Here is a 25861-nt window from a genome sequence, read left to right on the forward strand (position 1 = left end):
TAATATTCCAAATATATAACTAATTACTCGAAATATTATCAAATTTCATAATATCTGTCAAGCAGGATTTTGATACAGAGGGGGTTTCTTGTACGCCCGGCAACATATCGATCACTTCGGTTCAATTATAATCGCTTAAAGGAACAGCTTGTATTGTTTTTTCACCTTGTTTTATCAATAAATTTGCATTATAAGCCTCTTTTTCAATATCTTCAGCTTCTTCCGGTGTGGGAGGACGAATAAGTTTATCCGGATTTTCCGTTCCTGCTTCATCTCTAGTACCAATAACGAACTCTATCTCGTATTCTAATTTTTCTCCTGCCTCCAACTTGGTAGGTCCATTGTAAGAACATCGGTATAAAACCTCATCATGTTTATTGTTATTATTATCTAATGACCCGATTTTTTGATTTTCAAAAGGATTCCCTTTTAGTAATGATAATAATTTATCAGTTGGTTCTATGACTAGATATATCATTTTGTCTATTTCCTCTATGCTCCCCATATCCCTTGTGCTTTCAAGGGTAAATTCATAATGCAAAACAGTATCATAAATGTAACCCAGATGTTTACCTGTTTGGGGATCTGCCGCTGAGACAGACTGTTTTTCATCATGTTCATAAACCTTAGCACTATAATTATGCAATATAAAATCTTGTTTATTTGTGCACGCAGGCAGTATTATTGAAACAAAAAATATAAGAGTTAAAAATAGTTTGTTTATCTTCAAAATGATCACTCCCCTTATTTTGGTGAGAAAACACTTACCAATATTACCTCCAAATGTTATTCGTCATAATTCTATGATTTTCCTATCCAACCGGACAATCTAATTTGTAAATCATCCCCTGCTCCACCCCATTGATATTGACATGGATTTTTTCGGAGATACTTCCGGCCAGCACTTTTCCGTTCTCATTGAGAAATGGTTTTGGCTTACCTGGGCTCCATGCCAGCAGTACGCCAACAAGAATGAGTATACAGGCCAGTAAAATAGAAAGCGTGATTAACACGATACCTCCCGCCTTTAGCATAAATGATTGAATAGACAGTTACTTGATGCCATTTCCTGTCATTTTAATCCTTCCAGCCAAACAGCCAATGCCTTAATTTGGCTAAATAGAGAATATCAAAAAAATGTTCTTCAAGGAAGGTCTCATTTTACGTACGTGCATATCCTTTGAAAAACAATCGCCCAATTCACCCTGCTTCTTTTTGTTGCTTCATCTTGTTTCTTCTTCTTGTTTCTTTTTATGGTATAATTTTACTATAACTACAGCAATGGGACGACAAAAGCGTTCCGTTTTATTTTGAAAGGGGATTATTAGTATGTGGAAGATTTTAATTTCATCTATGATTATTTTTATTTATCTTATTTTTGCCGGTGTCGCCTTGGCCTCACCGCTAGTAATTATTGATGATAAGATAATATCTTTTGATTCCGGTCAGCACATTATAGTAGAAAACGACCGGACTTTGGTTCCGTTCCGGAATATTTTTGAAGCCATGGGCGCCGATGTGCAATGGGATAAAGATACACAAACAGTCACAGCTAAAAAAGGTGATATTACAATTAGTCTCATAATAGATGGCCCTGCTTACAAAAACGGGGAGCCAATTGTGCTCGATGTTCCGGCGAAGATAATAAAAAGCCGCACAATGGTCCCGCTTCGTTTTGTGGGTGAGGCTTTTGGTGCAACCGTAAATTGGGACCAGGATTTTCAAGCAGTTCTCATTTCCACTTCCGGCACCAAAAATAAGATTTTAGATAATTACCTGGCATTAAATAAAACAAAACTCAACGAATTCTTGCTTGCTGAGGCCAAGGAAGGTCATGGCGGCGCGGTAGAAAAATTACTGACCGCAGGTGCGGACCCAAATACATCTCAAAATGGAAATTCGGCTTTAATGTTTGCCTCAGGAAAAGGAGATACAGATACTGTTAAAGCTTTAATAGCTGCTGGGGCAGATGTTAATTATAAAAACAAAAAATTTGGCTCTACTGTACTTTCATCTGCTATCTTTGGAGAGCAGGGAGATAACCAGGCAGATACCGTTAAAGTTTTGCTGGAAGCGGGGGTAGATCCAAATAATAATTATTCAGTTGACTGGACACCGCTCAACTCAGCAGTTAACAGCGGCCGTACTGAAGTGGTTAAGGCTTTGCTGAACGGCGGCGCCGACCCCAATTTCAAAGGTAAAAGTGAATATCCTGTTATTTATCATGCTATGTGGAGTGGCCCAGATCAAACAGAAATGATAAAAGCATTAATTAAAGCAGGGGCAAAAATAAATGCATTTTATGATGACAGAACACCACTAATGATCGCTGCCACACGTAACAATCATGAGTTAGTGAAATTTATTCTTGAATCCGGCGCGGATCCCAATATGGAAAGCAGCGACGGGTTAACCGCCCTAATCATTGCTAAAATGAGGGGATACACAGATATCATTAATCTTTTGCAAAAATCAGGAGCAGAACACAATAACGGCTACTTACCATATATTGATAAAACTCGTGGGTTTAAAATTCAATATCCGGAAAAACTGTTTAAAAAGGAAAGGAATAACACAGTTAAATTTTACTTTAATCAAGAGAATTCGTCAGATGTATATTCGGATAACATTGAAATCATTGGTGAATTAGTAAATGATAAACAAACTACACTTGACGAATATGTTGACTCTGGTCTGGCGTTATCTAAAAAATATTCTGATTTTAATGTTGTTGAATTAAGTGAAACGAAATTGGCCGGAACACCCGCTAAAAAAATAATTATAACGAGTAAAGAAGGAGAATTGAGTCTAAAATATTTAACAATATGTACAATTAAGGATAATAGAGCTTATAGAATTACCTATACCGCTGAAACAGATAAATATCCTGAATATCTTAAGATTTTTGAAGGAATTATTGACTCATTTGAGTGGATTCCTGGTTATTCTGAAGAGTGAAAAAACATATCCAAATAATAGGCCTCGTAAGCAATGGAAATCACGTCTGACATTTCACCATCTTCAATCTGTTTTTCCGGATAAGTTATAAAGTCCAAAGTGAGAAAGCCCCATGGAGGGGCTTTCAAGTATCAAATTTATTGTAATTAGTTGTTATTGATGATGATGATAACACTTAACCCAATGTATTTTTTGCTAACCTTTAACTAAAGCGTCTTTTCCTTGGCGGCTTTCTTTTCCAAATAATCCGCTACAATGTCGATTACAACCTGTTTGTCGCTGCCCGTATTATCATCGTAATAGGAATAGATAGATACAACAAGGTTGTTTTTTACAAATACCACTTCTGAAAGATACTGATTCATCTTTACAAGTCCAGCCAAATCTTCCTCGCGCATTCTTTTTACCTTACTTATACAATACGCGTCGTTAGCGTTGATTACTTTTTCAAACTGAGTACGGTTATGATTAAAGTTTTTATAGAATAGATAACCTTCGGCCGCTTTCTCTCTGTCTTTATATAAAGTCATTCTAACATTAGTTCTTGAAAGCCTATGACTTGATGTAAGAAATTCGAGATGCTCTGTCGGCCCTCCTTTAAAATCAAGTTCAGGAGCACGGCTCCAATCAAATGTCATCCCTTCCTGTTGGAAATCCCAGATGGTAGGTAAATCCTCCGTTATCTCTATCTTTTCAATGCGTTCGAGATCCACGTACTGGTAGTAGTAATCATCCTTAAAATGAATGTAAAGTAAAATTGAGATAACGGCCAAGTATATTCCCCAAAACATTATACGATTCTGTTTTCCCATTTTAGAAGTAAGTATATATACTAAACCTGTGCATAATAAAAATGGTACTATAAAGACTGAATAAAGTATAAAAAGCATATTTCACACCTCAATCACACAATTCATGGATCAATTTGGCAATGGATAATGATAACTTAGTTGTATGCTTCTGCCTTTTTGTTTGGATATCCTGCAAAACATTGTCATTTTAGGGAACTTAGGTGTTGTGAATTCTTTTTCCGTCCAATGATTACCTCTTTGCTAATGCAGGCCTTACCAACCGGTATAAATCGTAAACTTGGCGGAAGAAACAATGTTACCCAGGATATCAACCAATATCCAGGGTAACACAAATTTAACAGGCTCGAATATTTAAAACCACCCGTATCCAAACGAGTGGTTTTTTGGCATCTACTGTCACTTGTTGTGAGAACAACTGTCAGTTGTTGTTATGAGAGAGAAACAACACAAACTTACACATTAATTGAATAATTGATTAACTAACTAGGAACTACATATTACTACACCTACTCCACCGTCACGCTCTTGGCCAAATTCCTCGGCTTATCCACGTCGCAGCCTCTTGCCACCGCGGTATGGTAGGCCAGCAGCTGCAGCGGGATCACGGTCAGTATCGGGGCCAGGAGCGGATGGGTTTCCGGAATGTAAATGGTCTTGTCGGACACTTTTTCCACTTCCTTGAAGCCCTCCATGGCCAGGGCCAGCACGGAGGCGCCCCGGGCGTTAACCTCCTGGATGTTGCTGGCTGTTTTATCGTAGAGGTCCTTTTGTGTGCACAGGGCCACCACCGGGACAGCGTCTTCGATAAGGGCGAGCGTGCCGTGCTTCAGTTCCCCGGCCGCGTAAGCCTCGGCGTGGATGTAGGAGATTTCCTTCAGCTTGAGGGAGCCTTCCATGGCCACGGCATAGTCCAGGCCGCGCCCGATGTAGAACAGGCTTCTGGAGGAGCAAATTTCCTCGGCGAAATCCCTGATCTCCACTGAATTGTCAACAAGCAGCTGGGCCTTGGCGTCCAGCTGTTTCATCTCTGACAGGATCCCGCCCAGTTCCCCAGGCGCAATCGTGCCGCGCACGGTGGCCAGGTGCAGGGCGATCAGGTACATCGACGCCAGCTGGGTGGTGTAAGCCTTGGTGGAAGCGACGGCGATTTCCGGGCCGGCCCAGGTATAGATAACGTCGTCGGCCTCCCGGGAAACGGAGCTACCCACCACGTTGGTCACGGCGATAACATGGGCCCCCTGGCGCTTGGCTTCTCTCAGCGCGGCCAGGGTATCGGCGGTTTCGCCGGACTGGCTGATTATGATCACCAGTGTGCCCGGCTCAATAATCGGCTGGCGGTAGCGAAACTCCGAGGCGATATCGACCTCCACCGGCAGCCGGACCAGCCTTTCTATGACGTATTTGCCCACAAACCCGGCGTGGTAAGCGGTGCCGCAGGCTGTAATAAAGACTTTCTTCAAACCCCTGATTTGTTCCGGGGTGATTTTCACTTCGTCCAGGATAACCCTGGAATTGTCCGCGGCTATACGCCCGCTGAAAGTGTCGCGCAGGGCCTTGGGCTGCTCGTGTATTTCCTTCAGCATAAAGTGGTCGTACCCGCCCTTTTCGGCCTGCTCGGCTTCCCATTTGACTTCAAGCACTTTTTTATTAATTTTATTGCGCTGCCGGTCCATGACCCTGACCCGATCAGGCTCGAGCACAGCTATCTCGCCGTCGTTGAGGATGTAAGTAAACCGGGTATGCCTGAGCAGCGCGGGGATATCCGAAGCCAGGAAATATTCCCCTTCGCCGAGCCCGACTACCAGCGGGCTGTCCTGGCGGACGGCCACCAGTTTATTTGGCTCGTGCGAGGACACCACGGCCAGGGCGAAAGAGCCCTCCAGTTTTGATGACGCCTTAAGCACCGCTTCCAGCAGGTCACCCTCGTAAAATTCCTCGATCAGGTGGGGCAGTACCTCGGTGTCGGTCTGGGAGTTAAAAACGTGACCCTGGGATTGGAGCCATTCCCGCAGGGAAAGGTAGTTCTCAATGATCCCGTTATGGACCACGGCGATCTTCCCGGTGCAGTCCGTATGGGGGTGCGCGTTTTCATCCGAAGGCCTGCCGTGGGTCGCCCAGCGGGTATGTCCGATGCCCACGTTGGCGCTGTATGTCTGCCCGTTCAGCTCATCTTTTAGGGCTCTCAGCTTGCCTTCTTTTTTTAATATTTCAATGCTGCCGTTGCCGGTAATGGCGACACCCGCGGAATCATAACCCCGGTATTCAAGCTTCTCCAGTCCTTCAACCAGGATGGAAACGGCCTCTTTGGGGCCGATGTATCCCACTATACCACACATGTTTATTCCTCCTCATGTTTACCAGATATGTGCGACTAAAGCCGCACCTACAGTTCCGGGGCTGCCCAATTCAGTAGTCGGTCGTCAGTAGTCAGTAGTCAGGCTTATTGACATTTGAGTTTATCTATAATGTCTTTCTATATCCTTCATATACGAATGACGTCCGAATCTTGGTACGTTGAAGCGAAAAATCATTGCCGCAACGCAGCAGATGAGTCTTTTCGACAGCACCGTCAGAAAATAGAAAAGCCGGGCGCTATAAAGCCACGGCGTTAGATCGTTTTTGGCATTTTAAAAAAGGCAACACTCCACCTGTAAAGCCGCTGCTGGCCGCTGGCACTTCTGTCCCACCAGTTACCCGGTGGTTTTGTGATGCTGTTAACGGTCCGGCCGGACCGGGGGGCACCCGCCGAAATTTCGATTAACCCCCTCCTCGTCAACCCAGAAGGACATATGAGATTTGTAACACAATGTTTGAAAGACCAAAGAGAAATGCAGGATATACCCACGTCTCACGTCTCATTTTCCCACGTCCCATATCTGGGTTCTGGCGCTTTTATTTATTTTGATGAGATGTATGGTGCTGTTTCCCTGTAGGAACACCTCCTAAAATTATAGTCATTCATGTGAGCGGTGCAGCTATATAATATATTATGCAGGATTATTCTGGAAAACTACCCTATCTCTAATATTATATTCGACAGCCTCTCAACAATATCCTTTAATTGATCCATATCCCTTCCCTCGGCCATTACCCGCACCAGGGGCTCCGTGCCCGACTGGCGGACCAGGATGCGGCCGCTGCCGCCCATCTTTCGCTCTTCTTCCTTTATGGCCCCGGCCAGGACAGGGCTGTTCATGACCAGGTCCTTATCGGCAATCTGCACGTTCACCAGCAGCTGGGGCAGCCGCTCCATCTGGCCGGCAAGTATATCCAGCGGCTGGCCTTCCTCTTTCATCACGGCGAGGAGGTGCAGCGCGGTCAGGATGCCGTCTCCGGTTGTGTTGTGGTCCAAAAACAGGATGTGGCCGGACTGTTCGCCGCCGAACCTGGCCCCCGAACGCAGGAGCTCCTCAAGCACATAGCGGTCGCCGACCTTTGTTTCCAACACCCGGATGCCGCTTTCCCGCATCGCCAGGTGCAGTCCCATGTTGCTCATGACAGTTACTACAGCCGTATTTTCCGCCAGGCAGTCTTTCTTTTTTAAATTGCGCGCGCAGATAACCATGATCTGGTCCCCGTCGATCAGCCTGCCCCTGGCGTCAACGGCCAGCACGCGGTCGGCGTCGCCGTCGTGGGCCAGGCCCAGGTCGGCCCCCGCCGAGACAACGGCCTCCATCAAAGCTTCAGGGTGGGTGGAGCCGCACCCGCTGTTGATATTAATACCGTCGGGATGATTGAAAATCGCCGTTACTTCCGCGCCAAGCTCGCTGTAGATGCGCGGGGCCACCCGGCAGGCCGCCCCGTTGGCGCAATCGACCACGACTTTGAGCCCCTTCAGATCGGTGGCAATAGTGCCGCAGGCGAATTTGACATAGCGGTCCGCCGCGTCACGCACCTCGTATACCCGCCCAACTTCTCCGCCGACGGGGCTTATTACACCGGCGCAGTTATCTATAACCAGGGCTTCTATCTCCGCCTCGGTGTCGTCGGAGAGCTTGTAGCCGCTGGCGCCAAAAAACTTTATCCCGTTGTCTTCCACTGGGTTGTGGGAAGCGGAGATCACCACCCCGGCAGCCGCTTTCAGCTCTCTTGTCAGAAAGGCTATGGCGGGCGTGGGTAATACCCCTACTTTTAAGACGTCGACTCCGGCGGAACAAATGCCGGCCACCATGGCGGCCTCCAGCATATCGCCGGAAACCCTGGTATCCCTGCCTATCACGATCCTGTTGTTGGAACAGCACCTGGCTAATATATGAGCCCCGGCCCGGCCGAGTTTAAAAGCTGTATCCGGCGTCAGGTCGCGGTTTGCAACGCCCCTGACCCCGTCGGTGCCAAACATTACTCCCATTAGAAAGCGTCTCCTCCCAGCGGAAAAAATACAACTTATTATAAACTTCGCACATTCCGGTTGTCAATTTCTCTTTATATTATGTTATCAACCGGAAGTCTGACAATTTAAACGGCTCGAAAACTAAGTTTTTGGTGTTGTATCGCCACCGTCACCCGGCGGTGGGGGCGGGGCTTCACCTTTCACCACTTCAACCTGCACCTTGACCCGGCCGGGCTGGACGCTGACCCCCTGCGGGACTGCCAGTCCCACCTCCCTGGTAATGTTCTTGTCAGCGCCGGTGATATCAACAGCTTCTGTTTTTATGCTGGTAATTGTGCTGAGGGCCTCCGGCTGCCCGGACAGCTGCACGGTGGCCGGGTCGGAAACAGAGCTTTTTACGTAATAACCTTCGGCCGGGCTGCCGGTCACCGCGATCAGGACAGGTACAGTTTTGGCCGGCACCATTGCGACAATCGGCACCACCACTTTGACCGTTGCGGGGCTAAGAGTTATATCGGAATTTCCCACGCTGACCTGGAGGGACTGCTCCACGTCTTTTACAACTCCCTGTATATCGATCAAAGCTGTAGCCTGTTTGATACCGCTAATTACCCTGGAGGGCCCCCTGGCGACCACTGTATTAGGCTGGTAAAACGGGGCCAGCGCGGTGAAACCCTGACCCGGCTCTCCTCTCAAGCTGACCGCGACCGCGACCTCTTTTTCCGTGACGGTGTCGATAAACATGCTGACCATATCAGGGGTAACCTGGGTCACGCGCATTCCAGTCGGTGTGCTCACCTGCACTGGCAATGTCAAATCACCGGTTTTTCCCGCGGGTATGTTCACCACAGCCCTGAAATCAGCCGGGACAAGGTTGGCCAGCTGGCTGCGGTTACCCTGGACTTTCACCGTGACGCTGTCCGGCACACCTCCGGTAACTATAAGGCCCTGTTCAAGGCCGGTTTGTTCCAGCTCTATAGTCAAAACTTTATCCCGCAGCGGGTTTTGTTCGTTGCTGACGTAAAGCCACAGGGCAAAGGCCAGCAGCAGCGAGAGGAGCATCAGGGAATTGTTGCGCCAGTTAAATTGGGCCAATGTGTCTACCTCCTGAGCAGTAATGCTGACAGCGAATGGCCGGACCGGTAATATAAAAGCTCCGACAGCCTTTTAGAAAGCGCGGCCTCGTCCAGGTGCCTGTTGAGGACCCCTTCGACAGCCAGTGAAATGGAACCGGTTTCCTCGGATACAATTACCGCCACCGCGTCGGAATGCTCGGTGATGCCGATCCCCGCCCGGTGCCTTGTGCCAAGGTCGGTGGAAAGGTGAGGGTTCTCACTCAGCGGAAGGAAACAAGCGGCCGCCGCGACACGGTCGCCCCGGATAATCACCGCGCCGTCGTGCAGCGGTGTTTTCGGCACAAAAATGTTTACCAGGAACTCGGCGGTTACCAGGCCGTCGATCTTGACACCGTTATCGATATGCTCTTCCAGGCCGGTTTCCCTTTCAATAATGATCAGGCCGCCCATCCTGTTTTTGGACAGCACGGTGGCTGACCTGCAAATCTCAGCGATAACCTTGGCCTGGTCGATATCACCGTAGGAGCTAAGGGTGGTATGGTTTAAAAACCTGCCGCGCCCCAGCTTTTCCAGCGCCCGCCTCAACTCCGGCTGGAATACGACCGGCAGGGCTACCACCAGCGCGGTCATCAACTTGCCGAGCAGCCAGTTTATGGTGTAGAGGTTAAACAGGCTGGCAAAGGCGGTTATCACCAGCAAGACAGCCAGACCTTTAAGCAGCTGGACCGCCCTGGTGCCTTTGATCAGCAGCATCAGCCTGTACATCAAATAGGCGACGATCAGGATATCTATGACGCTGCTCAGGTTGAACTTTACAATTGCTTTTAAATAGTCGAGACTTGGGAGCCAGAACTGCTCCAAAAGTCAAACCTCCCTTATCTTACAAGGAATATTATGTCTCCATTATATTACAAAAAACCCGCAATACCCTATTTCGGGAAGCGGGAAGCTGTTTCCTGCAGGGAACCCCTATATTTTGGCGAGATTATATGGGATTTGATCTATCATTTTCTTTCAAAACTACAGAAGTTTCCACCTGGCGGTCCGGGATCGTCCAGTAAGTTTTGAGCAGCCGGTCCTTTTCTTCCGGGGAGACCTGCCTGAAACCGTTCTTTTCATAAAAGCGGATGGCCCAGGAAGCGTCCGCCCAGGTGCCGATCAGGATCGGGCGACCAGTCATTGTGCGCAGGTAAGACAGCAGCGCCGCTCCTATACCGTGGTTCCGCCTGGCTGTGCGGACGTAGGCGTGCCTGATCAAAGTCACGTCTTTCACATTCTGGATGCCCATTACGCCAACCAGTTCGTTATCTTCCTCGCAGCCCCAGAATTCGACGCCGCTGTTTATTTCATGGCGCAGCTCATCCATGGGCATGTATGGGTTTTTCAGGCGGTCGGCGGGTATAACGCCAATGTAAGCCCTGGCGGCGTCATTGATAATACTGAAGATATTTTCCGTCTCGCTTTCTTTACACCTGCGGATCATCATTATCCCCCGTATGGTTGCTGCCGGCAATATTGCCGACGCCTTTATCGATGTACTTTTCGCCTTTCAGCAAGCCGAACGCCAGGCTGTCCGCCAGCGCCTGCCAGCTGGCCTCGATGATGTTTTCCGATACACCCACCGTGCCCCACGATTTTTGCCCGTCACCGGTCTCAATGTGCACGCGCACGATGGCCCCGGTGCCGTCACTTTCATCAATAACCCTGACCTTGTAGTCGGTCAGGCGCATCGTGCTGATGCACGGGAAGAAGCTCTCCAGCGCTTTTCTCAGGGCGTTGTCCAGCGCGTTTACCGGGCCGTTGCCTTCCGCGGCGGTATGCACGACCTTCTCGCCGACCCTCATCTTAATGATGGCTTCGGAATAAGCGCCTCCGTCCTGCTTGACTTCGACCAGCAGCCGCAGGGCCTCCAGGGTAAACGGCTCCACATACCCGTCATAAGCCTTTCTCAGCAGCAGCTCAAAGGAACCCTCCGCCCCTTCGAACTGGAAGCCCCTGTTTTCCATGTTCTTGATCTCTTCAAGGATGCGCTTTCCTTCCTGGTTTTGCTGGTCAATATTAAGGTTCAGCTCTTTATACTTGTACAGCATATTGGAAATCCCCGACAGCTCGGAAACCAGCACCCGGCGCCGGTTGCCCACCAGTTCCGGCTCTATGTGTTCATACGACCTTGAGTCTTTTAACAGCGCGCTCACGTGCACGCCGCCCTTATGGGCAAAGGCGCTGGCCCCGACGTAAGGCTGGTGGGTATTGGGGTTGACATTGGCTACTTCGCTGACAAAGCGGGACATCTCGGTAATATGCGCGATGTTTTCCCGCGGAATGGTCTCTATCCCGCACTTCAGGGTGAGGTTGGGGATGATGGAGCAGAGGTTGGCGTTGCCGCACCGCTCGCCATAGCCGTTTACCGTGCCCTGCACCTGGACGGCGCCGGCCTGGACAGCTATAAGCGAGTTGGCCACGGCCACGTCGGTGTCGTTGTGGGCGTGGATGCCGACCGGAATGCCCAGCCTGCCCACCGCCAGCTCCACCATTTCTTTTATTTCCAAAGGCAGGCTGCCGCCGTTAGTGTCGCATAAAACGACGGTTGAGGCGCCGCCTTCTTTTGCCGCTTCGATTGTCCTGAGCGCGTATTCAGGATTGGCCTTGCAGGCATCAAAGAAGTGTTCGGCGTCGTAGATCACCTCGAGGCCCCGGCTTTTCAGGCAGGCGATGGTGTCCCTGATCATGGCCAGGTTTTCTTCAAGGGTGATCCGCAGGGCCTTGGTGACATGGAAATCCCATGACTTGCCGAAAATAGTGGCCACCTGCACGCCAGTATCCAAAATGGACTTGATGTTGGCGTCGTTTTCCGCCTTTATCCCGGCTTTCCGGGTTGATCCAAAAGCAGCCAGCTTCGAGTTCTTTAACTTATGCCCCCGGATAGAAGTAAAAAAATCCAGGTCCTTGGGGTTGGAGCCGGGCCAGCCGCCCTCAATATAATGAAAGCCCATTTTATCTAGGTTCAGGGCTATTTTAATCTTGTCTTCACAGGAAAAGGATATGCCCTCGGCCTGTGAGCCGTCGCGCAGAGTCGTATCGTAGATTTGAACAAACCGCATAAATTTCACACCATTCTGAAAATTAAATTTCTGCGACAAGGTGGACGCCTGCGACAATGGGGACGGTTCTTGCGACAAGGGGGACGGTTCTTACTGTCGCATTTTTTATATCGTTAGCACACGAGAACCGTCCCCGTGTGCTTTCCAATCGGGGACATTATATGAGTTGTGGGTCGTGAGACGTTGGACGTGGAATTCATGCATTCCTTTCGGGTCTTTAACCCTTAATATCTGTCTTGCATCCTCACGTCTCATGTCTCATATCTCACGTCTTATTTGATGTGTCCCCATTCCTATGTCTGGTTACATTGAACGATAAAGGCAACAAATCTAACCTAACATTCTCTCTATAATCAAATCTGCCATCTCAACCGTATTCACCGCGGTTTTACCTTGTTCCATAAGGTCGGCGGTGCGGTATCCCAGGTTGAGCACATCTGTGATTGCCTTCTCTATACAGCCGGCTTCCTTACCCATATCCAGCGAAAAGCGCAGGAGCATGGCCGCGGAAAGGATGGAGGCGATAGGATTGGCCAGCTGCCGCCCGGCAATATCCGGGGCGGAACCGTGCGCCGGCTCGTACAGCGCCGTCCTGCCCCCCAGGCTGGCAGAGGCCAGCATGCCTAGTGAACCGGAAAGGACCGAGGCCTGGTCACTGAGGATGTCTCCGAACATGTTTTCAGTTACCAGGACGTCAAACTGGCCCGGGTTCTTGACCAGCTGCATGGCGCAGTTGTCCACATACATGTGGTCCAAGCCGACATCCGGGTAGTCGCGCCCGACTGCGGAAGCGACCTCCCGCCAGAGTCGCGAGCTTTCCAGTACATTGGCCTTATCCACGGAGGTGACCTTACCCTTCCGCTTCCTGGCCAGGTCAAAAGCCACACGGACGATCCGGTCTATCTCATTTGCTGTGTACTCCAGCGTGTCAACCGCCCTGACACCACCGTCAGGCAGTTTTTCCCTGAATTTTTTGCCAAAATACAGGCCGCCGGTCAGTTCGCGGACAATTAGAAGGTCGACTCCGGCCACAACTTCCGGCTTGAGGGTGGAGGCGTTTTCCAGCGACGAAAAAACCATGACCGGGCGAAGGTTGGCAAAGAGGCCCAGTTCCTTGCGCAGGGAAAGGATCCCGCCTGCTTCCGGGCGCAGGTGCGCGGGCAGGGAGTCCCACTTCGGGCCCCCGGCGGCGCCAAACAGGATGGCGTCACTGGCAAGACACAGTTCCAGCGTATCTTTGGGCAGTGGGGTCCCCGCGGCGTCATAGGCGGCCCCGCCGACCAGGCCTTCAGTAAAGGTGAACTCCCGGTTGAAACGGCGCCCTACTGCTTCCAGCACTCTGACAGCCTGCGCGGTGACCTCGGCGCCGATCCCGTCACCGGGCAAAACAGCAATTTTGTACATATTTAATCCTTCTTCTTAATAGACTCTTCAGATCTTGTGTAGGGCGGGATTTATCCCGCCAAAGATGTGCGGCTAAAGCCGCACCTACAATTATCACGTCTCACGTCTTATTTAATCTTGTTAATCTTGAAAATCCTTTATCCTGTATTAGATTATTTTGAGTTTATTATTCCTCAAAACGATAGAAGCGTTTTTAAGAATTAACAGGACTAAATTTATATAATTTAAATTCTCAAATTTATTTCTGAAATCTTGTTAATCTTATAAATCCTGTAAATCCAGTGATATTTCTTTTCCTACTTAATCTTGGCCGCGACGTAGTTGATCAGGCCGCCGGCGGCGATGATTTCCTGCATGAACGGCGGCACCGGGGCGGACTTATAGGTCCGGCCGGTGGTAAGGTTGGTTATTGTGCCGCTGTCGGCGTCGACCGCCAGCTCGTCACCGTCGCGCACGTCTTCGGCCGCTTCGGGCGATTCAAATATGGGCAGGCCGATATTAAAGGCGTTGCGGTAAAAAATACGGGCGAAAGTCCTGGCGATGACACAGGAAACTCCTGCAGCCTTAATGGCTATCGGCGCGTGCTCCCGCGAGCTGCCGCACCCGAAATTCTTGCCCGCCACAAATATGTCACCGGTTTTAAAGTCCGGCGGGAAGGAGGGGTCGGCGTCCTCCATGCAGTGTTCGGCCAGTTCGGCCGGATCCGACGTGTTGAGGTAACGGGCCGGTATGATGGCGTCGGTATCCACGTCCGAGCCAAACTTCCACGCCCTTCCTTTCAGCTCCATAGTTACTCCACCTCCCACGGGCCGGCTATGCGTCCAAGAATGGCCGAGGCGGCGGCAACCGCCGGGTTGGACAGGTAGACCTCGCTCTCGGGGTGCCCCATCCTGCCTACAAAGTTGCGGTTGGTGGTGGCGATGCAGCGCTCGCCTTTCGCCAGTATGCCCATGTGGCCTCCCAGGCAGGGGCCGCAGGTGGGCGTGCTGACCGCGGCGCCGGCCCTGACCAGGGCCTCAATCAGGCCTTCCCCCAGGGCCTGCAGGTAAATCTCCTGCGTCCCCGGGAATATGATCAGGCGCACGTTTTGATGGACTTTTTTGCCCTTCAGCACTTTTGCCGCTATCCTCAGGTCCTCGATCCGCCCGTTTGTGCATGAACCGATTACCGACTGGTCGATATCAACCTTGCCTGCCTCGCTTACAGCCCGGCTGTTTTCCGGCAGGTGCGGAAAAGCCACCTGCGGCTCTATCTTTGTGGCGTCATATTTATAGACCTTCGCGTAATGGGCGTCCGGATCGCTTTGATAAAAATTGAACGGCCGCTTGCAGCGCCCCTCAATATATTCCCTGGTTACCTGGTCGGGCGGGACTATGCCGTTCTTCGCCCCCGCCTCAATGGCCATGTTGCACATGGTGAAACGCCCGTCCATGGATAGCTTTTCAATTGTGGGGCCGGTGAACTCCATGGCCCTGTACAGGGCCCCGTCAACGCCGATATCGCCTATGACGCGCAGGATCAGGTCCTTGCCGCCGACCCAGGGCTGTAATTCGCCTTCAAAAACAAATTTGATCGACTCCGGCACTTTCAGCCAGGTTTCCCCGACGGCCATGGCGGCCGCGATATCGGTGCTGCCCATGCCGGTGGAAAAGGCGCCCAGGGCGCCGTAAGTACAGGTGTGTGAATCTGCTCCGATTACCAGGTCGCCAGGGCCTACCAAACCCTGCTCCGGCAGCAGGCAGTGTTCGATGCCCATGCTGCCCACCTCAAAATAGTTGACAATTTCGTGCTCCCTGGCGAATTCCCTTATACTTTTCGACTGCTCGGCTGACTTTATATCTTTGTTGGGGGTAAAGTGGTCCGGGACCAGAGCGATGCGTTCACGGTCAAAGACACCTGCGGCCCCTATTTTATTGAATTCCTTGATGGCGACCGGCGCGGTGATATCGTTTCCCAGCACCAGGTCGACCCGGGCGTTGATCAGCTCCCCGGGCGCAACCCGCTCTTTGCCGGCGTGAGCGGCCAGGATCTTTTCAGTTATTGTCATCGGCATCAGTATCCACCTCTTTTTTCCCAGCCTGTTCAGTGGCGGCTGTCTGGCTCGCATAGACCAACTTGTTCACAGCGTTCAAGTATGCCTTGGCGCTTGCCTCCAGGATATCGGTACTTATACCGCGGCCCATGAAGACCTTTACCCCGTCCGTGGTAATTTTCAGGTTAACGTCACCGAGTGCGTCTTTACCTGAGGTGACAGCGTTGATACCCCAGTTGATCATGGTGCAGTTGATCCCGGTAATTTTATCCACCGCCTTGCAGATGGCGTCCACCGGGCCGTTGCCGCAGGCCGCCTCTTCAAAAAGCTGCCCGTCCCGCCTTAAGCCGACTGTAGCGGTTGGCACGACGGCGGTGCCGCTGGAAATGTGCAGGTACTCCAGCGTGTATGAATGAGGGAGGCTGCTTAGCTGCTCCTCAATGATCGCTTCGATATCTTCGCTGGTAATATTCATCTTTTTATCGGAAAGCTTTTTAAAACTGGCAAAAGCGCTGTTCAGTTCTTCCTTGGATAGGAAGTAGCCCATGTCTTCCAGCCTCTGGCGGAAAGCATGCCGCCCGGAGTGCTTGCCCAGCACCAGGTTGCTCCTGCTGATGCCGACCATGGCCGGGTTCATAATCTCGTAGGTGGTGCGTTCTTTCAGCATACCGTCCTGGTGTATGCCGGCCTCGTGGGCAAAGGCGTTGTCGCCCACTATGGCCTTGTTGGCCTGTATTCTCATCCCGGTCAGAGTGCTTACCAGCCTGCTGGTCCGGTAAATTTCTTCGGTGCGGGCGCCGGTATGGTACCCCAGGTTGTCCTTGCGGGTATGCAGGGCCATGATCACTTCCTCGACGGCGGCGTTGCCGGCTCGCTCCCCGATGCCGTTAATAGCCCCCTCCACCTGCCGGGCGCCGTTGATGACAGCGGCCAGCGAGTTGGCCACGGCCAGGCCCAGGTCGTTATGGCAGTGAACGCTTACTATAACTTTTTCAATCCCGGGCACCTTGTGGCAGATATCATTGATCAGCCCGCCCCACTCGCCCGGGACGGCGTAACCGACCGTATCGGGAATGTTTACAGTCGTGGCCCCGGCGGCGATGGCCGCGGCGATAACCTGGCACAGGTAGTCAAAATCCGACCTTGAGGCGTCCTCCGCGGAAAATTCGACGTCGCTGGTGTACGACCTGGCCCGCTTAACCGCCGCCACAGCCGCTTCCAGCACTTGCTCCCTGGTCATGCGCAGCTTGTATTTTAAATGGATATCCGACGTTGCGATAAAAGTGTGTATCCTGGCCTGCTCGGCGTGGCGCACAGCTTCCCAGGCCCTGTCTATGTCCTTGGACTCGGCCCGGGAAAGGCCGGCCACGGTGACTCCCTTGACCGTGCGCGCGATGGCGCTGACGGATTCAAAATCCCCCGGCGATGAGATCGGGAAACCAGCCTCTATAATATCGACACCAAGCCTGGCCAGCTGCTTGGCTATCTGGACCTTTTCGCCCACGGTCAGGCTTACGCCGGGTGACTGTTCTCCATCCCTTAAGGTGGTGTCAAAAATATAAACACGCTGGCTCATAATTCCTCCCTGTCAATCTCAGCCTATCGCCTCATCTATGTTGTAACCGTCCAGGACCATGGGCAGCACGTCTTCCTCACGGTCGATAAGGCAGTTAACCATTACCGGCGCGTCAGAGTTTAAAACTCGCGGCAGTATTTCCACTAACTGCTCCGGGGTCTCGACGGTATACCCTTCCATCCCGTATAGCCGCCCGAGTTCAGCAAAATCGGGATTGAAATTCATGTCCACGGCTATATATCTTTTATCACAGTAAAATTCCTGCAGCTGGCGGACCATACCCAGGCGGTTGTTGTTCAAAATAAAAATTTTCAGCGGCAGCTTCTGCTCGGCGGCGGTGCCCAGTTCCTGCATGGTCATCTGGATGCCTCCGTCGCCCACCACCAGGATTACCTTCCTGTCCGGCGCTCCCATCTGGGCGCCTATGGCGGCAGGCAGACAAAATCCCATCGCCCCCAGCCCCCCGGAAGACAGAAAGCAGCGCGGCTCGTTAAATCGCATGTACTGCGCCGTCCACATCTGGTGCTGCCCCACGTCCGTGACCACAATGGCGCTGTCTTCCTTAAACTCGTTCAGCTTTTCCACCACGAATTGTGGTTTTAAAGTGCCGTCCTGTTTATACCGCAGCGCCATAACCTCTTTAAGCTTACAGATCCTCTGCACCCAGGAGTTGTTTTGCTTCTTTTCCAGGTGCTGCAGGATTGCCCCCAGGACGTTTTTCACATCGCCCACTATGGGCAGCTGGGTCCGGACGTTTTTGCCTATTTCAGCAGGGTCTATGTCAATATGAATAATCTTGGCAGTGGGAGCGAAGCCGCTTATTTTGGAGACAACCCGGTCGTCAAAACGCGCGCCGACAGCTATCAGGCAGTCGCTCTCAGTAACCGCCTGGTTGGCGTAGCGGGTGCCGTGCAGCCCCAGCATGCCCAGAAAAAGAGGATGGTCGCCCGGGAAGGAACCCAGCCCCATCAGGGTATGGGTCACCGGGGCGCAGATGGTTTCCGCCAGCTGGAGCAGCTCAGGCGCGGCGTTGGCGATCCGCACGCCACCGCCGGCGTATATAACCGGACGCTCGGACCCCATCATAATTTTGGCTGCCTGCTGCACCATTGCGGTATGCCCTTTGACGGTTGGTTTATACCCGGGCAAATCCACTGTCTTTGGATACCTGAACTTTATTATAGCCTGGGCCACATCTTTTGGCAGGTCTATCAGCACCGGGCCCGGACGGCCGGTGGAAGCCAGGAGAAACGCTTTCCTGACCACCGAGGGCAGCTGTGCCGGTTCTTTTACCAGGAAATTATGCTTGGTGATGGGTATGGTGATGCCTGTGATGTCAACTTCCTGAAACGCGTCTGTCCCCACCATGCTGGTAGCCACCTGGCCGGTTATGATCACCATGGGCACGGAGTCCATGTAAGCGTTGGCAATGCCGGTTACCAGGTTGGTCGCGCCGGGACCTGATGTGGCCAGGCACACGCCGACCTTCCCGGTAACCCGGGCGTAGCCGTCCGCCATGTGGGCGGCGCCCTGTTCATGCCGCACAAGGACATGCTTGATGCTGGTATTATTCAAGGCGTCGTAGACAGGCAGTACCGCTCCGCCCGGATATCCGAACACAATTTCCACGTTTTCCTGCTCCAGGCACCTGACAAGGGCTTCCGCAACAGTAATTTCCAAAACTAACTCCCCCAATTTAGTCGTGGGCTAATAACACTTTCACCAGATTTACAGGATTTATAGGATTAACAAGATTTCTTAAATAAAGATTTAATTTATATTATGATTTATAGGATTTTTAAGATTAACGAGATTGCCTTAATTTAATTTATATATTAATTTTAGTTTTAAATTTAATCCTGTTAATCTTGCCAATCTTGTTAATCATGTGAAAATAATTCTTTTAAATCTTGTTAATCCTGTGAAAATAATTCTTTATCCTTAATCCTGTTAACCCTGTGAAAATGATTGATTTTATTCTGACGTCTGACGTCCGACGACCGACTTCTATTTCTTCAGCCAGGGCATCATCTTACGCAGTTCGGCGCCGACTTGCTCGACCAGGTGTTCGCTTTCTTTCTTTTTCATGGCGTTGTATGCCGGGCGGCCGGCCCTGTTTTCCAGGATCCATCTCTTGGCAAACTCGCCGTTTTGCACTTCGGACAGGATCTTCTTCATCTCTTTGCGGGTTTCTTCAGTGATAATGCGCGGGCCGGCTATGTAGTCCCCGTATTCAGCGGTGTTGCTGACGGAATAGCGCATCAGGTTGAGTCCGCCCTCATTAATTAAATCAATGATCAGCTTCATTTCGTGCAGGCACTCAAAATAAGCTATCTCAGGAGCATAACCCGCTTCCACGAGGGTGTCAAAGCCGGCTTTCATCAGCTCGGTGACGCCGCCGCAGAGCACTGCCTGCTCGCCAAACAGGTCGGTCTCGGTCTCTTCCCTGAAGGTGGTCTCAAAAACGCCCGCCCTGGTCCCGCCAATACCCTTGGCATAAGCCAGGCCGATGTCCTTGGTTTTGCCGCTGTAGTCCTGGTAAACCGCGATCAGGCAGGGCACGCCTTTGCCTTCCGTATACATCCTGCGCACAATATGACCCGGTCCCTTGGGGGCTACCATAAATACATCGACATTGGCCGGAGGCACGATCTGGCCGAAATGGATGTTAAATCCGTGGGAAAACATGAGCGCGTTGCCTTCCTCCAGGTACGGCTCGATCTGCTCCTGGTAGATTCCGGCCTGAAGCTCGTCGGGGACCAGGATCTGAATGATGTCTCCCGCTTTTGCCGCTTCGGGCACAGTCACTACCTTGAGCCCGTCAGCCTCTGCCTTTTGCCAGTCAGGCAGGTCCCGGCGCAGTCCGACGATTACATTGAGACCGCTTTCCTGGAGGTTTTGCGCCTGGGCATGGCCCTGGCTACCGTACCCGATAATTGCGATGGTCTTACCTTTCAATAAGTTTAGGTCCGCGTCTTGGTCGTAGTAAATCTTTGGCATTAGCTTTCGTCCTCCTCTTTATTCATATGATTTTTAGAACTGGCTTTAAACCCCCGCAGCATGGCGATTTTGCCTGTGCGGACCAGTTCTTTGATTCCAAATGGGCGCAGCGAGTCTTCAAAAGCGGTTATTTTTCCGTCATTGCCGGTTACTTCAATAGTCAGGGTCTTGGGGCCTACATCCACAATGCGGGCTCGGAAAATATCCACCAGCTGCATTATTTCCGCCCTCTTTGAAGCGTCGGCGTTGACCTTAATCAGGACCAGCTCCCGGTCGACATAGGCATCCCTGGTGATATCGCTGATTTTTATAACGTCCACCAGCTTGTGGAGCTGCTTGTTCACCTGCTCTAAATACCTGTCGTCCCCCTCGACCACGATGGTCATCCTCGATACGGAGGGATTATCCGTCCGGCCCACAGCCAGGCTGTCGATGTTGAAGCCGCGCCTGCTGAAAAGCCCCGCGACCCGGGCAAGCACTCCAGGATTATTTTCTACCAATACAGCCAGGGTATGCCTCATTTTTTTTAACCCCCCATAATTTGTCGTGAGACGTGTGACGTGAGTCGTGAGAAAAACCGATTTATTTAATATTTTTTTCTCTTAAGCGATAAATTCGTTTTCCGAGAATGTCATATTCCTCAAATACTTCCTTATAAGAAGCTTCTTGAATATATCCGAGAGCTTTAACTATATCGAGTAAAACACACACTTCATTACATGAACCCAAAGCATTTCTAAGATAATGTTGAAACTCTTTTAAAGAATCTTTCCTTCCGTATCCCTCTGCAATATTTAATGCCACTGAAACTGCTGCTCTTCTTAATTGGCTGCCTAATTCATACTTTTCGTAATCAGGGAATAACAATGTGATTTTATGCAATTTTATTGCTAAACCAAATGCGCTCTTATAGACTTCAAGATTGCCATATCCGGTAACCACATTATTCACATCTCATTTCCCTTTTCCCACGTCTCACGTCCCATATCCCACGTCTCATATTATCCCAACATGTTGTCCAGCGACTCGCCCGGAGGAACTATGGGCAGGACGTTATCTTCCCTGTCAATAATAAAATCTATCATAACCGGTTTTTTGGCCTGGATCGCCTTTTTCAGCGCCGGCACAACCTCTTCCTTCCTGGCCACCCTGATCCCGATTGCCCCGTAGGCTTCAGCCAGCTTTACGAAATCGGGGTTGAGCAGTTCGCTTTGAGAATACCTCCGGTTGTAGAACATCTCCTGCCACTGCCTGACCAAACCCAAATAGCCGTTATTTAATATTGCCACATTGACGGGGAGATCATAATTGACCGCGGTGCAAAGCTCCTGGATATTCATCTGGATGCTGCCGTCGCCGGCTACGTCAAATACCACTTCGTCCGGGCAGCCCACCTGGACGCCGATGGCCGCGGGCAGGCCGAACCCCATTGTGCCGAGGCCTCCCGAGGTGATAAAGGAACGCGGTTTGGTAAAAGAGTAATACTGTGCAGTCCACATCTGGTGCTGTCCCACCTCGGTGGTAATCCTGGCGTTGCCCTCTGTGAGGTTGTATATTTCCTGGATTACATACTGCGGTTTTATGTTGCCGCTTTCACAGTATTTCAAGGGGTATTCTTTTTTCCAGGCTTTGATCTTTTCCCGCCAGGCGTCTTCCAGGTTCGGCCGGAGCACTTCCAGCAGCCGGCCCAGCACTGCCTTGACATCGCCCTCAATGGGGATGTCGACCTTCACGTTTTTGCCGATTTCGGCCGGGTCTATATCAATATGAATTATCTTCGCTTTTGGGGCAAACGTCTCCAGCTTGCCGGTCACCCGGTTGTCAAAACGCGCCCCCACGGCAATTAGCAGGTCGCATTCACAAACGGCAAAGTTGGCGTACTTGGTGCCGTGCATCCCCAGCATGCCGAGAGAAAGCGGGTGGTTGCCGGGGAATCCCCCCAGCCCCATCAGGGTACAGGTAACCGGCGCCGCCAGCATCTCGGCCAGCCTGAGCAATTCGTCGTGCGCTCCGGAAATAACCACGCCGCCGCCCGCATATATAAGAGGCTGTTTTGAACATGCTATCGCTTCGGCCGCCTCAATTACCTGCTTCACGTCGATATCCGGCACAGGTTTGTATCCGGGCAGTTTAATCTCTCCCGGCGGTTTGTAATCAATTTGAGACAGTGAAATATCACTTGGAACATCGATCAGCACCGGGCCGGGCCGGCCGGTAGTGGCGATATAAAACGCTTCTTTTACCGTCATGGCCAGCTCGGAAGGGTCTTTGACCAAAAAATTGTGTTTTGTGATAGGCATGGTGATGCCGGTGATGTCAGCTTCCTGGAAGGAGTCCTTACCCAGTGAGGACCGTGTGACCTGTCCGGTGATTGCTACCATGGGCACAGAGTCCATATACGCGTTTGCAAGACCGGTAACAAGGTTTGTGGCGCCGGGGCCGGAAGTAGCCAGGCAGACTCCGGGCCTGCCGGTAGCCCGGGCGTAACCGTCCGCCGCGTGGGCGACACCTTGTTCGTGGCGGGCAAGGATATGCCGGATGCCTGAATCATAAAGCGCGTCGTAAATCGGCAGCGCCTGGCCTCCGGGATACCCGAATATGGTGTCTACCCCTTCGGCCTCTATGCTTTTTAATAAAATTTCCGCTCCAGATAATTTTACTACACTCATGCCAGTCATTCCTTCCTTAAAGACTCCCTTTCCCAGTTAAGGAGAGCCTGCCGCTATAAATGTTTTGAGCGCTTTATACTCTATAAAAAAATGGCCGGTACACGGCCGGCCATTCGCCCGTTTTTAATTAAAAAAAGATATTGCTATTTTAAGCACCCTCCGCGGGGTAAATAAGGGGGCCGTCTACCTTGGTAAGCTCATGGAAAGCAGTAATCAGTTCCCATGTCATTTGGCCGGGCTTGCCGTCGCCAATAATTCGCCCGTCCACGTTAATGACAGGTATAACCTCTGCTGCGGTGCCTGTAAGGAAAACTTCGTCGGCCGTGTAGACGTCATACATGGTAAACATTTTCTCTTCAACGGGGATCCCCTTCTCGCGGGCTATATCCATGACCGCGTTGCGGGTAATCCCCTCCAGAATGCCGGCGGAGGAAGGCGGCGTAATTAAAACGCCCTTTTTCACGATAAAAATATTATCTCCGGTCGCTTCAGCAACGTATCCTTCATTATTCAGCATGATTGCCTCGGGCATGCCGGCAAGGTTGGCTTCCATCTTGGCGTAAATGTTGTTCAGGTAGTTCAATGACTTAACCCTCGGGATACAGGCGGTGGGTATGTTCCGGCGGGTAGACACGGAAATAACCGACATGCCTTTTTTATACAACTCGTCAGGATAAAGGACAATAGAAGCGGTTATGCAGAAGATAAAAGCTTCCGGACACTTGCGCGGGTCAAGGCCCAGGTCTCCGGGGCCCCTGGTTACTACCAGCCGGATGTAGGCGTCACTCAAGTTGTTGCGGCGTAGTGTTTCCAGCACAATTTCCTGCATTTCGTCCTTGCTTACAGGTATATTCAGGCTAATCGCCCTGGCCCCGTCATAAAGGCGGTCCAGGTGGTCACCCAGCTTGAAAACCCTGCCGTGATACGCCCGGATGCCTTCGAAAACTCCGTCACCATACAGCAGTCCATGGTCAAAAACAGAAACAACCGCTTTCTCTTTTGGTACAAATTCACCGTTCAGGTATACGATCATAAGAACAACTCCCCCTATGAATATATAATACTTACATTAAAATCTCATATTTTAAGGCGTTAGAAATAAAACAACCTCTCGCCTGACAGCTCTCTAAACTGTCAGGGACGAGAGGTTGAAACCTTGCGCGGTACCACCCTGCTTGCTTCCAAAAGAGGAAGCCTCTTATAGTGCTTCAAAAAGCACGGCATTATAACGGATGCCTGAACCGGCCCGGCTTACTCTAATTTTCAGCCTGCGACTCCGGGGTGATATCGGAACCTGCCTAAAAGCGCCGGTTTTCAGCTAACCCGGCTCTCTGAAGCTCTGCCGGCAGACCCTGGTCCCCTTCATAGCTTTTGCCAATATAACTGTTTTTCAGTATACAAAAATCCCCCAAAAGTGTCAAGTTATAATTTAATTAGTCCCTTTATATTATTACAAATTTCGAAGAAAGGTGGACCTTTGGAAATTGTAACCACAATAAATATTTTCACATATTATGTAAAAAAGTGATCAGGAGGAATATAAAATATGGATAATAAGACTGAGGCCAAGGCTGAAGCCATGATGAACGACCACATGACAGGTATGTGTCCCATGGATCCGGGCTCACTCCTTGACGCCATTGCCATGCATGAGCAGAACGAGGCGGCGCTGTATTGCGCACTTGCCCAGTGCGCCCCCACACCCTGCCTGCAGAGGACGATCGCGATGATGGCCGCCCAGGAGGCCAACCAGGCCGCTGCGCTTGCCGCCATCGCGGCCGCTTATGGAATTGGGGCAGCCATGCCTTTTATGCCCGGTGACCCGCCACCCGTTCAACTACCGCCTTTCATGCCGCCTAATTTCTACGCCGCGGGTGACAAGCAAGAAAAATAGATAATTATAATAAGGAGGTTATTGTTTTGATGCCAACATGGTGTGACAATGTGAGACAAATAATAAACGCGGAATTGCATCAAATATGCCACCTGGCCCGGTTGGCCATACTGGCCCCGGACGAGGCGGCAAGGAATATGGTCCTGCATTTAATCAGTGAGGAACTGCATGAGGCGATGTTTTGGAACAATGTCCTCTGCAGCACCTGTGACCCGTGCGCGCAGCCTTATCCTGAAACCGGGATGCAGCCGGGCATGTTCTTGCCCGGTATGGGTCCGGACATGGGCGCCGGCGCTGGTTTTGGCCCGGAAATGGGATTTATGCCTGTAATGGGAGGACCCTGCCCGCTATACACTGGCGTGACCTGCCCCGGTTTTTGCCCCGGTATGCCATGCCACCCAATCGAACCCTGTCCTACTCCCACTCCTGTTGTTCCCACTCCCAGCCCCCCTATCGGCATTGGCCCTTCTATCGGGACCAGCCCGGGTGTAAATATCGGGTCTGATACCTTTGGCGGCCCGGGTATGCTTCCCGGCCCCGGCATGGCCCCGGGACCCGGCATGGGCATGGGGCCCGGCATGGGCATCCCCGCACCCGGTGCAGGCGCCGGCGGCGGTGTCGGCATGGGGCCTGGCGGCATATTTGGCCCCGGCACAACTTACGGGCCAAATCTCCCCAGTTTCGGGTCCGGCACCCCCATTTTTAACCCTGGCGTGGGTATCGGGACCACCCCCGCAATAGGCCCCATAACCAGCGGCGGGCCGATTATAAGCCCCTCCCCCGGCATGGCTTCAGTGCCGGAAGCGGCCCCATCCGCCGCAGAAAAAGATAAAGAGCAGGAAAAAAAATAGCATATTGGGCAAAACCGCCATAAGGCGGTTTTTTTTATTGTTTAGGAAAGTATACTTTGATTGTGATGGCAAGATTGTCCATATTATGCTAACATTAGAATATGAGGCATTCATCTAACAAGATCAAGGAAATACTAAAGCTGAAGTGGCCCGAGTAT

22 protein-coding genes are annotated in these 25861 nt (G+C 51.2%); 3 read left to right on the forward strand and 19 right to left on the reverse strand.

Annotated features, from left to right (window positions below; translation table 11 throughout):
- Nucleotides 1-121: 121 nt before the first annotated feature.
- Both ACOBQJ_RS16170 and ACOBQJ_RS16175 read right to left on the reverse strand, forming a co-directional pair.
- Nucleotides 122-730, reverse strand: a complete 609-nt coding sequence (locus tag ACOBQJ_RS16170) for a hypothetical protein (protein WP_421072813.1) — start codon at nt 728-730, stop codon at nt 122-124.
- 82 nt (nt 731-812) lie between these two features.
- Nucleotides 813-1013 (reverse strand): hypothetical protein, encoded by a 201-nt coding sequence (locus ACOBQJ_RS16175; RefSeq protein WP_421072814.1) that lies wholly within the window; start codon nt 1011-1013, stop codon nt 813-815.
- Between the two features lie 316 nt (nt 1014-1329).
- On the opposite strand from ACOBQJ_RS16175, the gene ACOBQJ_RS16180 reads away from it, so the two are divergent.
- Nucleotides 1330-2958 carry an ankyrin repeat domain-containing protein gene (locus ACOBQJ_RS16180; protein WP_421072815.1) on the forward strand — a complete coding sequence of 543 codons (1629 nt, stop codon included), beginning with the start codon at nt 1330-1332 and terminating at the stop codon, nt 2956-2958.
- A 206-nt stretch (nt 2959-3164) separates the two neighbouring features.
- On the opposite strand, the gene ACOBQJ_RS16185 is transcribed toward ACOBQJ_RS16180, so the two are convergent.
- From ACOBQJ_RS16185 to ilvE, 17 genes are all read right to left on the reverse strand, one after another.
- Complete coding sequence (locus tag ACOBQJ_RS16185; protein ID WP_421072816.1) at nt 3165-3671, reverse strand: hypothetical protein; 507 nt, start codon at nt 3669-3671, stop codon at nt 3165-3167.
- 605 nt (nt 3672-4276) lie between these two features.
- Nucleotides 4277-6106, reverse strand: a complete 1830-nt coding sequence (gene glmS, locus ACOBQJ_RS16190; protein ID WP_421072817.1) for a glutamine--fructose-6-phosphate transaminase (isomerizing) — start codon at nt 6104-6106, stop codon at nt 4277-4279.
- Between the two features lie 674 nt (nt 6107-6780).
- On the reverse strand, nt 6781-8118 hold the full coding sequence (glmM, locus tag ACOBQJ_RS16195) for a phosphoglucosamine mutase (protein ID WP_421072818.1): 1338 nt from the start codon (nt 8116-8118) through the stop codon (nt 6781-6783).
- A 123-nt stretch (nt 8119-8241) separates the two neighbouring features.
- Nucleotides 8242-9195 (reverse strand): YbbR-like domain-containing protein, encoded by a 954-nt coding sequence (locus ACOBQJ_RS16200; protein ID WP_421072819.1) that lies wholly within the window; start codon nt 9193-9195, stop codon nt 8242-8244.
- Nucleotides 9196-9200: 5 nt separating this feature from the next.
- Nucleotides 9201-10037, reverse strand: a complete 837-nt coding sequence (gene cdaA / locus ACOBQJ_RS16205) for a diadenylate cyclase CdaA (protein WP_421072820.1) — start codon at nt 10035-10037, stop codon at nt 9201-9203.
- Nucleotides 10038-10161: 124 nt separating this feature from the next.
- Nucleotides 10162-10662, reverse strand: coding sequence for a GNAT family N-acetyltransferase (locus ACOBQJ_RS16210; protein WP_421072821.1), 501 nt, complete (start codon nt 10660-10662; stop codon nt 10162-10164).
- Nucleotides 10643-12277, reverse strand: coding sequence for a citramalate synthase (gene cimA, locus ACOBQJ_RS16215; protein ID WP_421072822.1), 1635 nt, complete (start codon nt 12275-12277; stop codon nt 10643-10645). Before cimA ends, ACOBQJ_RS16210 begins: the two co-directional genes overlap by 20 nt.
- Before the next feature lie 330 nt (nt 12278-12607).
- Nucleotides 12608-13681 (reverse strand): 3-isopropylmalate dehydrogenase, encoded by a 1074-nt coding sequence (gene leuB, locus ACOBQJ_RS16220; protein ID WP_421072823.1) that lies wholly within the window; start codon nt 13679-13681, stop codon nt 12608-12610.
- Nucleotides 13682-13977: 296 nt separating this feature from the next.
- Nucleotides 13978-14469, reverse strand: a complete 492-nt coding sequence (leuD, locus tag ACOBQJ_RS16225; RefSeq protein WP_421072824.1) for a 3-isopropylmalate dehydratase small subunit — start codon at nt 14467-14469, stop codon at nt 13978-13980.
- 2 nt (nt 14470-14471) lie between these two features.
- The gene (gene leuC / locus ACOBQJ_RS16230; protein ID WP_421072825.1) at nt 14472-15734 is read right to left on the reverse strand and encodes a 3-isopropylmalate dehydratase large subunit; all 1263 of its coding nucleotides are present in this window, start codon (nt 15732-15734) and stop codon (nt 14472-14474) included.
- Nucleotides 15715-17289: a 2-isopropylmalate synthase gene (locus ACOBQJ_RS16235; RefSeq protein ID WP_421072826.1), complete on the reverse strand. Its 1575-nt coding sequence runs from the start codon at nt 17287-17289 to the stop codon at nt 15715-15717. The genes leuC and ACOBQJ_RS16235 overlap by 20 nt, the downstream gene beginning before the upstream one ends.
- Before the next feature lie 18 nt (nt 17290-17307).
- Nucleotides 17308-18969 (reverse strand): biosynthetic-type acetolactate synthase large subunit, encoded by a 1662-nt coding sequence (gene ilvB, locus ACOBQJ_RS16240; protein ID WP_421072827.1) that lies wholly within the window; start codon nt 18967-18969, stop codon nt 17308-17310.
- 327 nt (nt 18970-19296) lie between these two features.
- Nucleotides 19297-20289, reverse strand: a complete 993-nt coding sequence (gene ilvC, locus ACOBQJ_RS16245) for a ketol-acid reductoisomerase (protein ID WP_421072828.1) — start codon at nt 20287-20289, stop codon at nt 19297-19299.
- Nucleotides 20289-20810 (reverse strand): acetolactate synthase small subunit, encoded by a 522-nt coding sequence (gene ilvN / locus ACOBQJ_RS16250; protein ID WP_421072829.1) that lies wholly within the window; start codon nt 20808-20810, stop codon nt 20289-20291. Before ilvN ends, ilvC begins: the two co-directional genes overlap by 1 nt.
- Before the next feature lie 61 nt (nt 20811-20871).
- Nucleotides 20872-21240, reverse strand: a complete 369-nt coding sequence (locus ACOBQJ_RS16255; protein WP_421072830.1) for a four helix bundle protein — start codon at nt 21238-21240, stop codon at nt 20872-20874.
- Nucleotides 21241-21290: 50 nt separating this feature from the next.
- Nucleotides 21291-22958 (reverse strand): biosynthetic-type acetolactate synthase large subunit, encoded by a 1668-nt coding sequence (ilvB, locus tag ACOBQJ_RS16260; protein ID WP_421072831.1) that lies wholly within the window; start codon nt 22956-22958, stop codon nt 21291-21293.
- A 148-nt stretch (nt 22959-23106) separates the two neighbouring features.
- A complete protein-coding gene (ilvE, locus tag ACOBQJ_RS16265) occupies nt 23107-23991 on the reverse strand; it encodes a branched-chain-amino-acid transaminase (protein WP_421072832.1) in 885 nt (294 codons plus the stop codon).
- Nucleotides 23992-24504: 513 nt separating this feature from the next.
- Between ilvE and ACOBQJ_RS16270 the strand changes: the two genes are divergently transcribed.
- Both ACOBQJ_RS16270 and ACOBQJ_RS16275 read left to right on the forward strand, forming a co-directional pair.
- Complete coding sequence (locus tag ACOBQJ_RS16270; RefSeq protein WP_421072833.1) at nt 24505-24852, forward strand: hypothetical protein; 348 nt, start codon at nt 24505-24507, stop codon at nt 24850-24852.
- Between the two features lie 26 nt (nt 24853-24878).
- On the forward strand, nt 24879-25703 hold the full coding sequence (locus ACOBQJ_RS16275; protein ID WP_421072834.1) for a hypothetical protein: 825 nt from the start codon (nt 24879-24881) through the stop codon (nt 25701-25703).
- Nucleotides 25704-25861: the final 158 nt, after the last annotated feature.

Source organism: Pelotomaculum propionicicum (assembly GCF_048984525.1).
GTDB classification, from domain to species: Bacteria; Bacillota; Desulfotomaculia; order Desulfotomaculales; family Pelotomaculaceae; genus Syntrophopropionicum; species Syntrophopropionicum propionicicum_A.

What these genes read in the sequence shown, in the direction of transcription:
- ACOBQJ_RS16180 (WP_421072815.1), top strand. Translation starts at nt 1,330, where the DNA reads ATGTGGAAGATTTTAATTTCATCTATGATTATTTTTATTTATCTTATT.
- leuD (WP_421072824.1), bottom strand. Translation starts at nt 14,469, where the DNA reads ATGGAGCTGAAAGGAAGGGCGTGGAAGTTTGGCTCGGACGTGGATACC.
- leuC (WP_421072825.1), bottom strand. Translation starts at nt 15,734, where the DNA reads ATGCCGATGACAATAACTGAAAAGATCCTGGCCGCTCACGCCGGCAAA.
- ACOBQJ_RS16270 (WP_421072833.1), top strand. Translation starts at nt 24,505, where the DNA reads ATGGATAATAAGACTGAGGCCAAGGCTGAAGCCATGATGAACGACCAC.
- ilvB (WP_421072831.1), bottom strand. Translation starts at nt 22,958, where the DNA reads ATGAGTGTAGTAAAATTATCTGGAGCGGAAATTTTATTAAAAAGCATA.
- ACOBQJ_RS16210 (WP_421072821.1), bottom strand. Translation starts at nt 10,662, where the DNA reads ATGATGATCCGCAGGTGTAAAGAAAGCGAGACGGAAAATATCTTCAGT.
- ilvE (WP_421072832.1), bottom strand. Translation starts at nt 23,991, where the DNA reads ATGATCGTATACCTGAACGGTGAATTTGTACCAAAAGAGAAAGCGGTT.
- cimA (WP_421072822.1), bottom strand. Translation starts at nt 12,277, where the DNA reads ATGCGGTTTGTTCAAATCTACGATACGACTCTGCGCGACGGCTCACAG.
- leuB (WP_421072823.1), bottom strand. Translation starts at nt 13,681, where the DNA reads ATGTACAAAATTGCTGTTTTGCCCGGTGACGGGATCGGCGCCGAGGTC.
- glmM (WP_421072818.1), bottom strand. Translation starts at nt 8,118, where the DNA reads ATGGGAGTAATGTTTGGCACCGACGGGGTCAGGGGCGTTGCAAACCGC.
- ilvC (WP_421072828.1), bottom strand. Translation starts at nt 20,289, where the DNA reads ATGCCAAAGATTTACTACGACCAAGACGCGGACCTAAACTTATTGAAA.
- glmS (WP_421072817.1), bottom strand. Translation starts at nt 6,106, where the DNA reads ATGTGTGGTATAGTGGGATACATCGGCCCCAAAGAGGCCGTTTCCATC.
- ilvN (WP_421072829.1), bottom strand. Translation starts at nt 20,810, where the DNA reads ATGAGGCATACCCTGGCTGTATTGGTAGAAAATAATCCTGGAGTGCTT.
- ACOBQJ_RS16235 (WP_421072826.1), bottom strand. Translation starts at nt 17,289, where the DNA reads ATGAGCCAGCGTGTTTATATTTTTGACACCACCTTAAGGGATGGAGAA.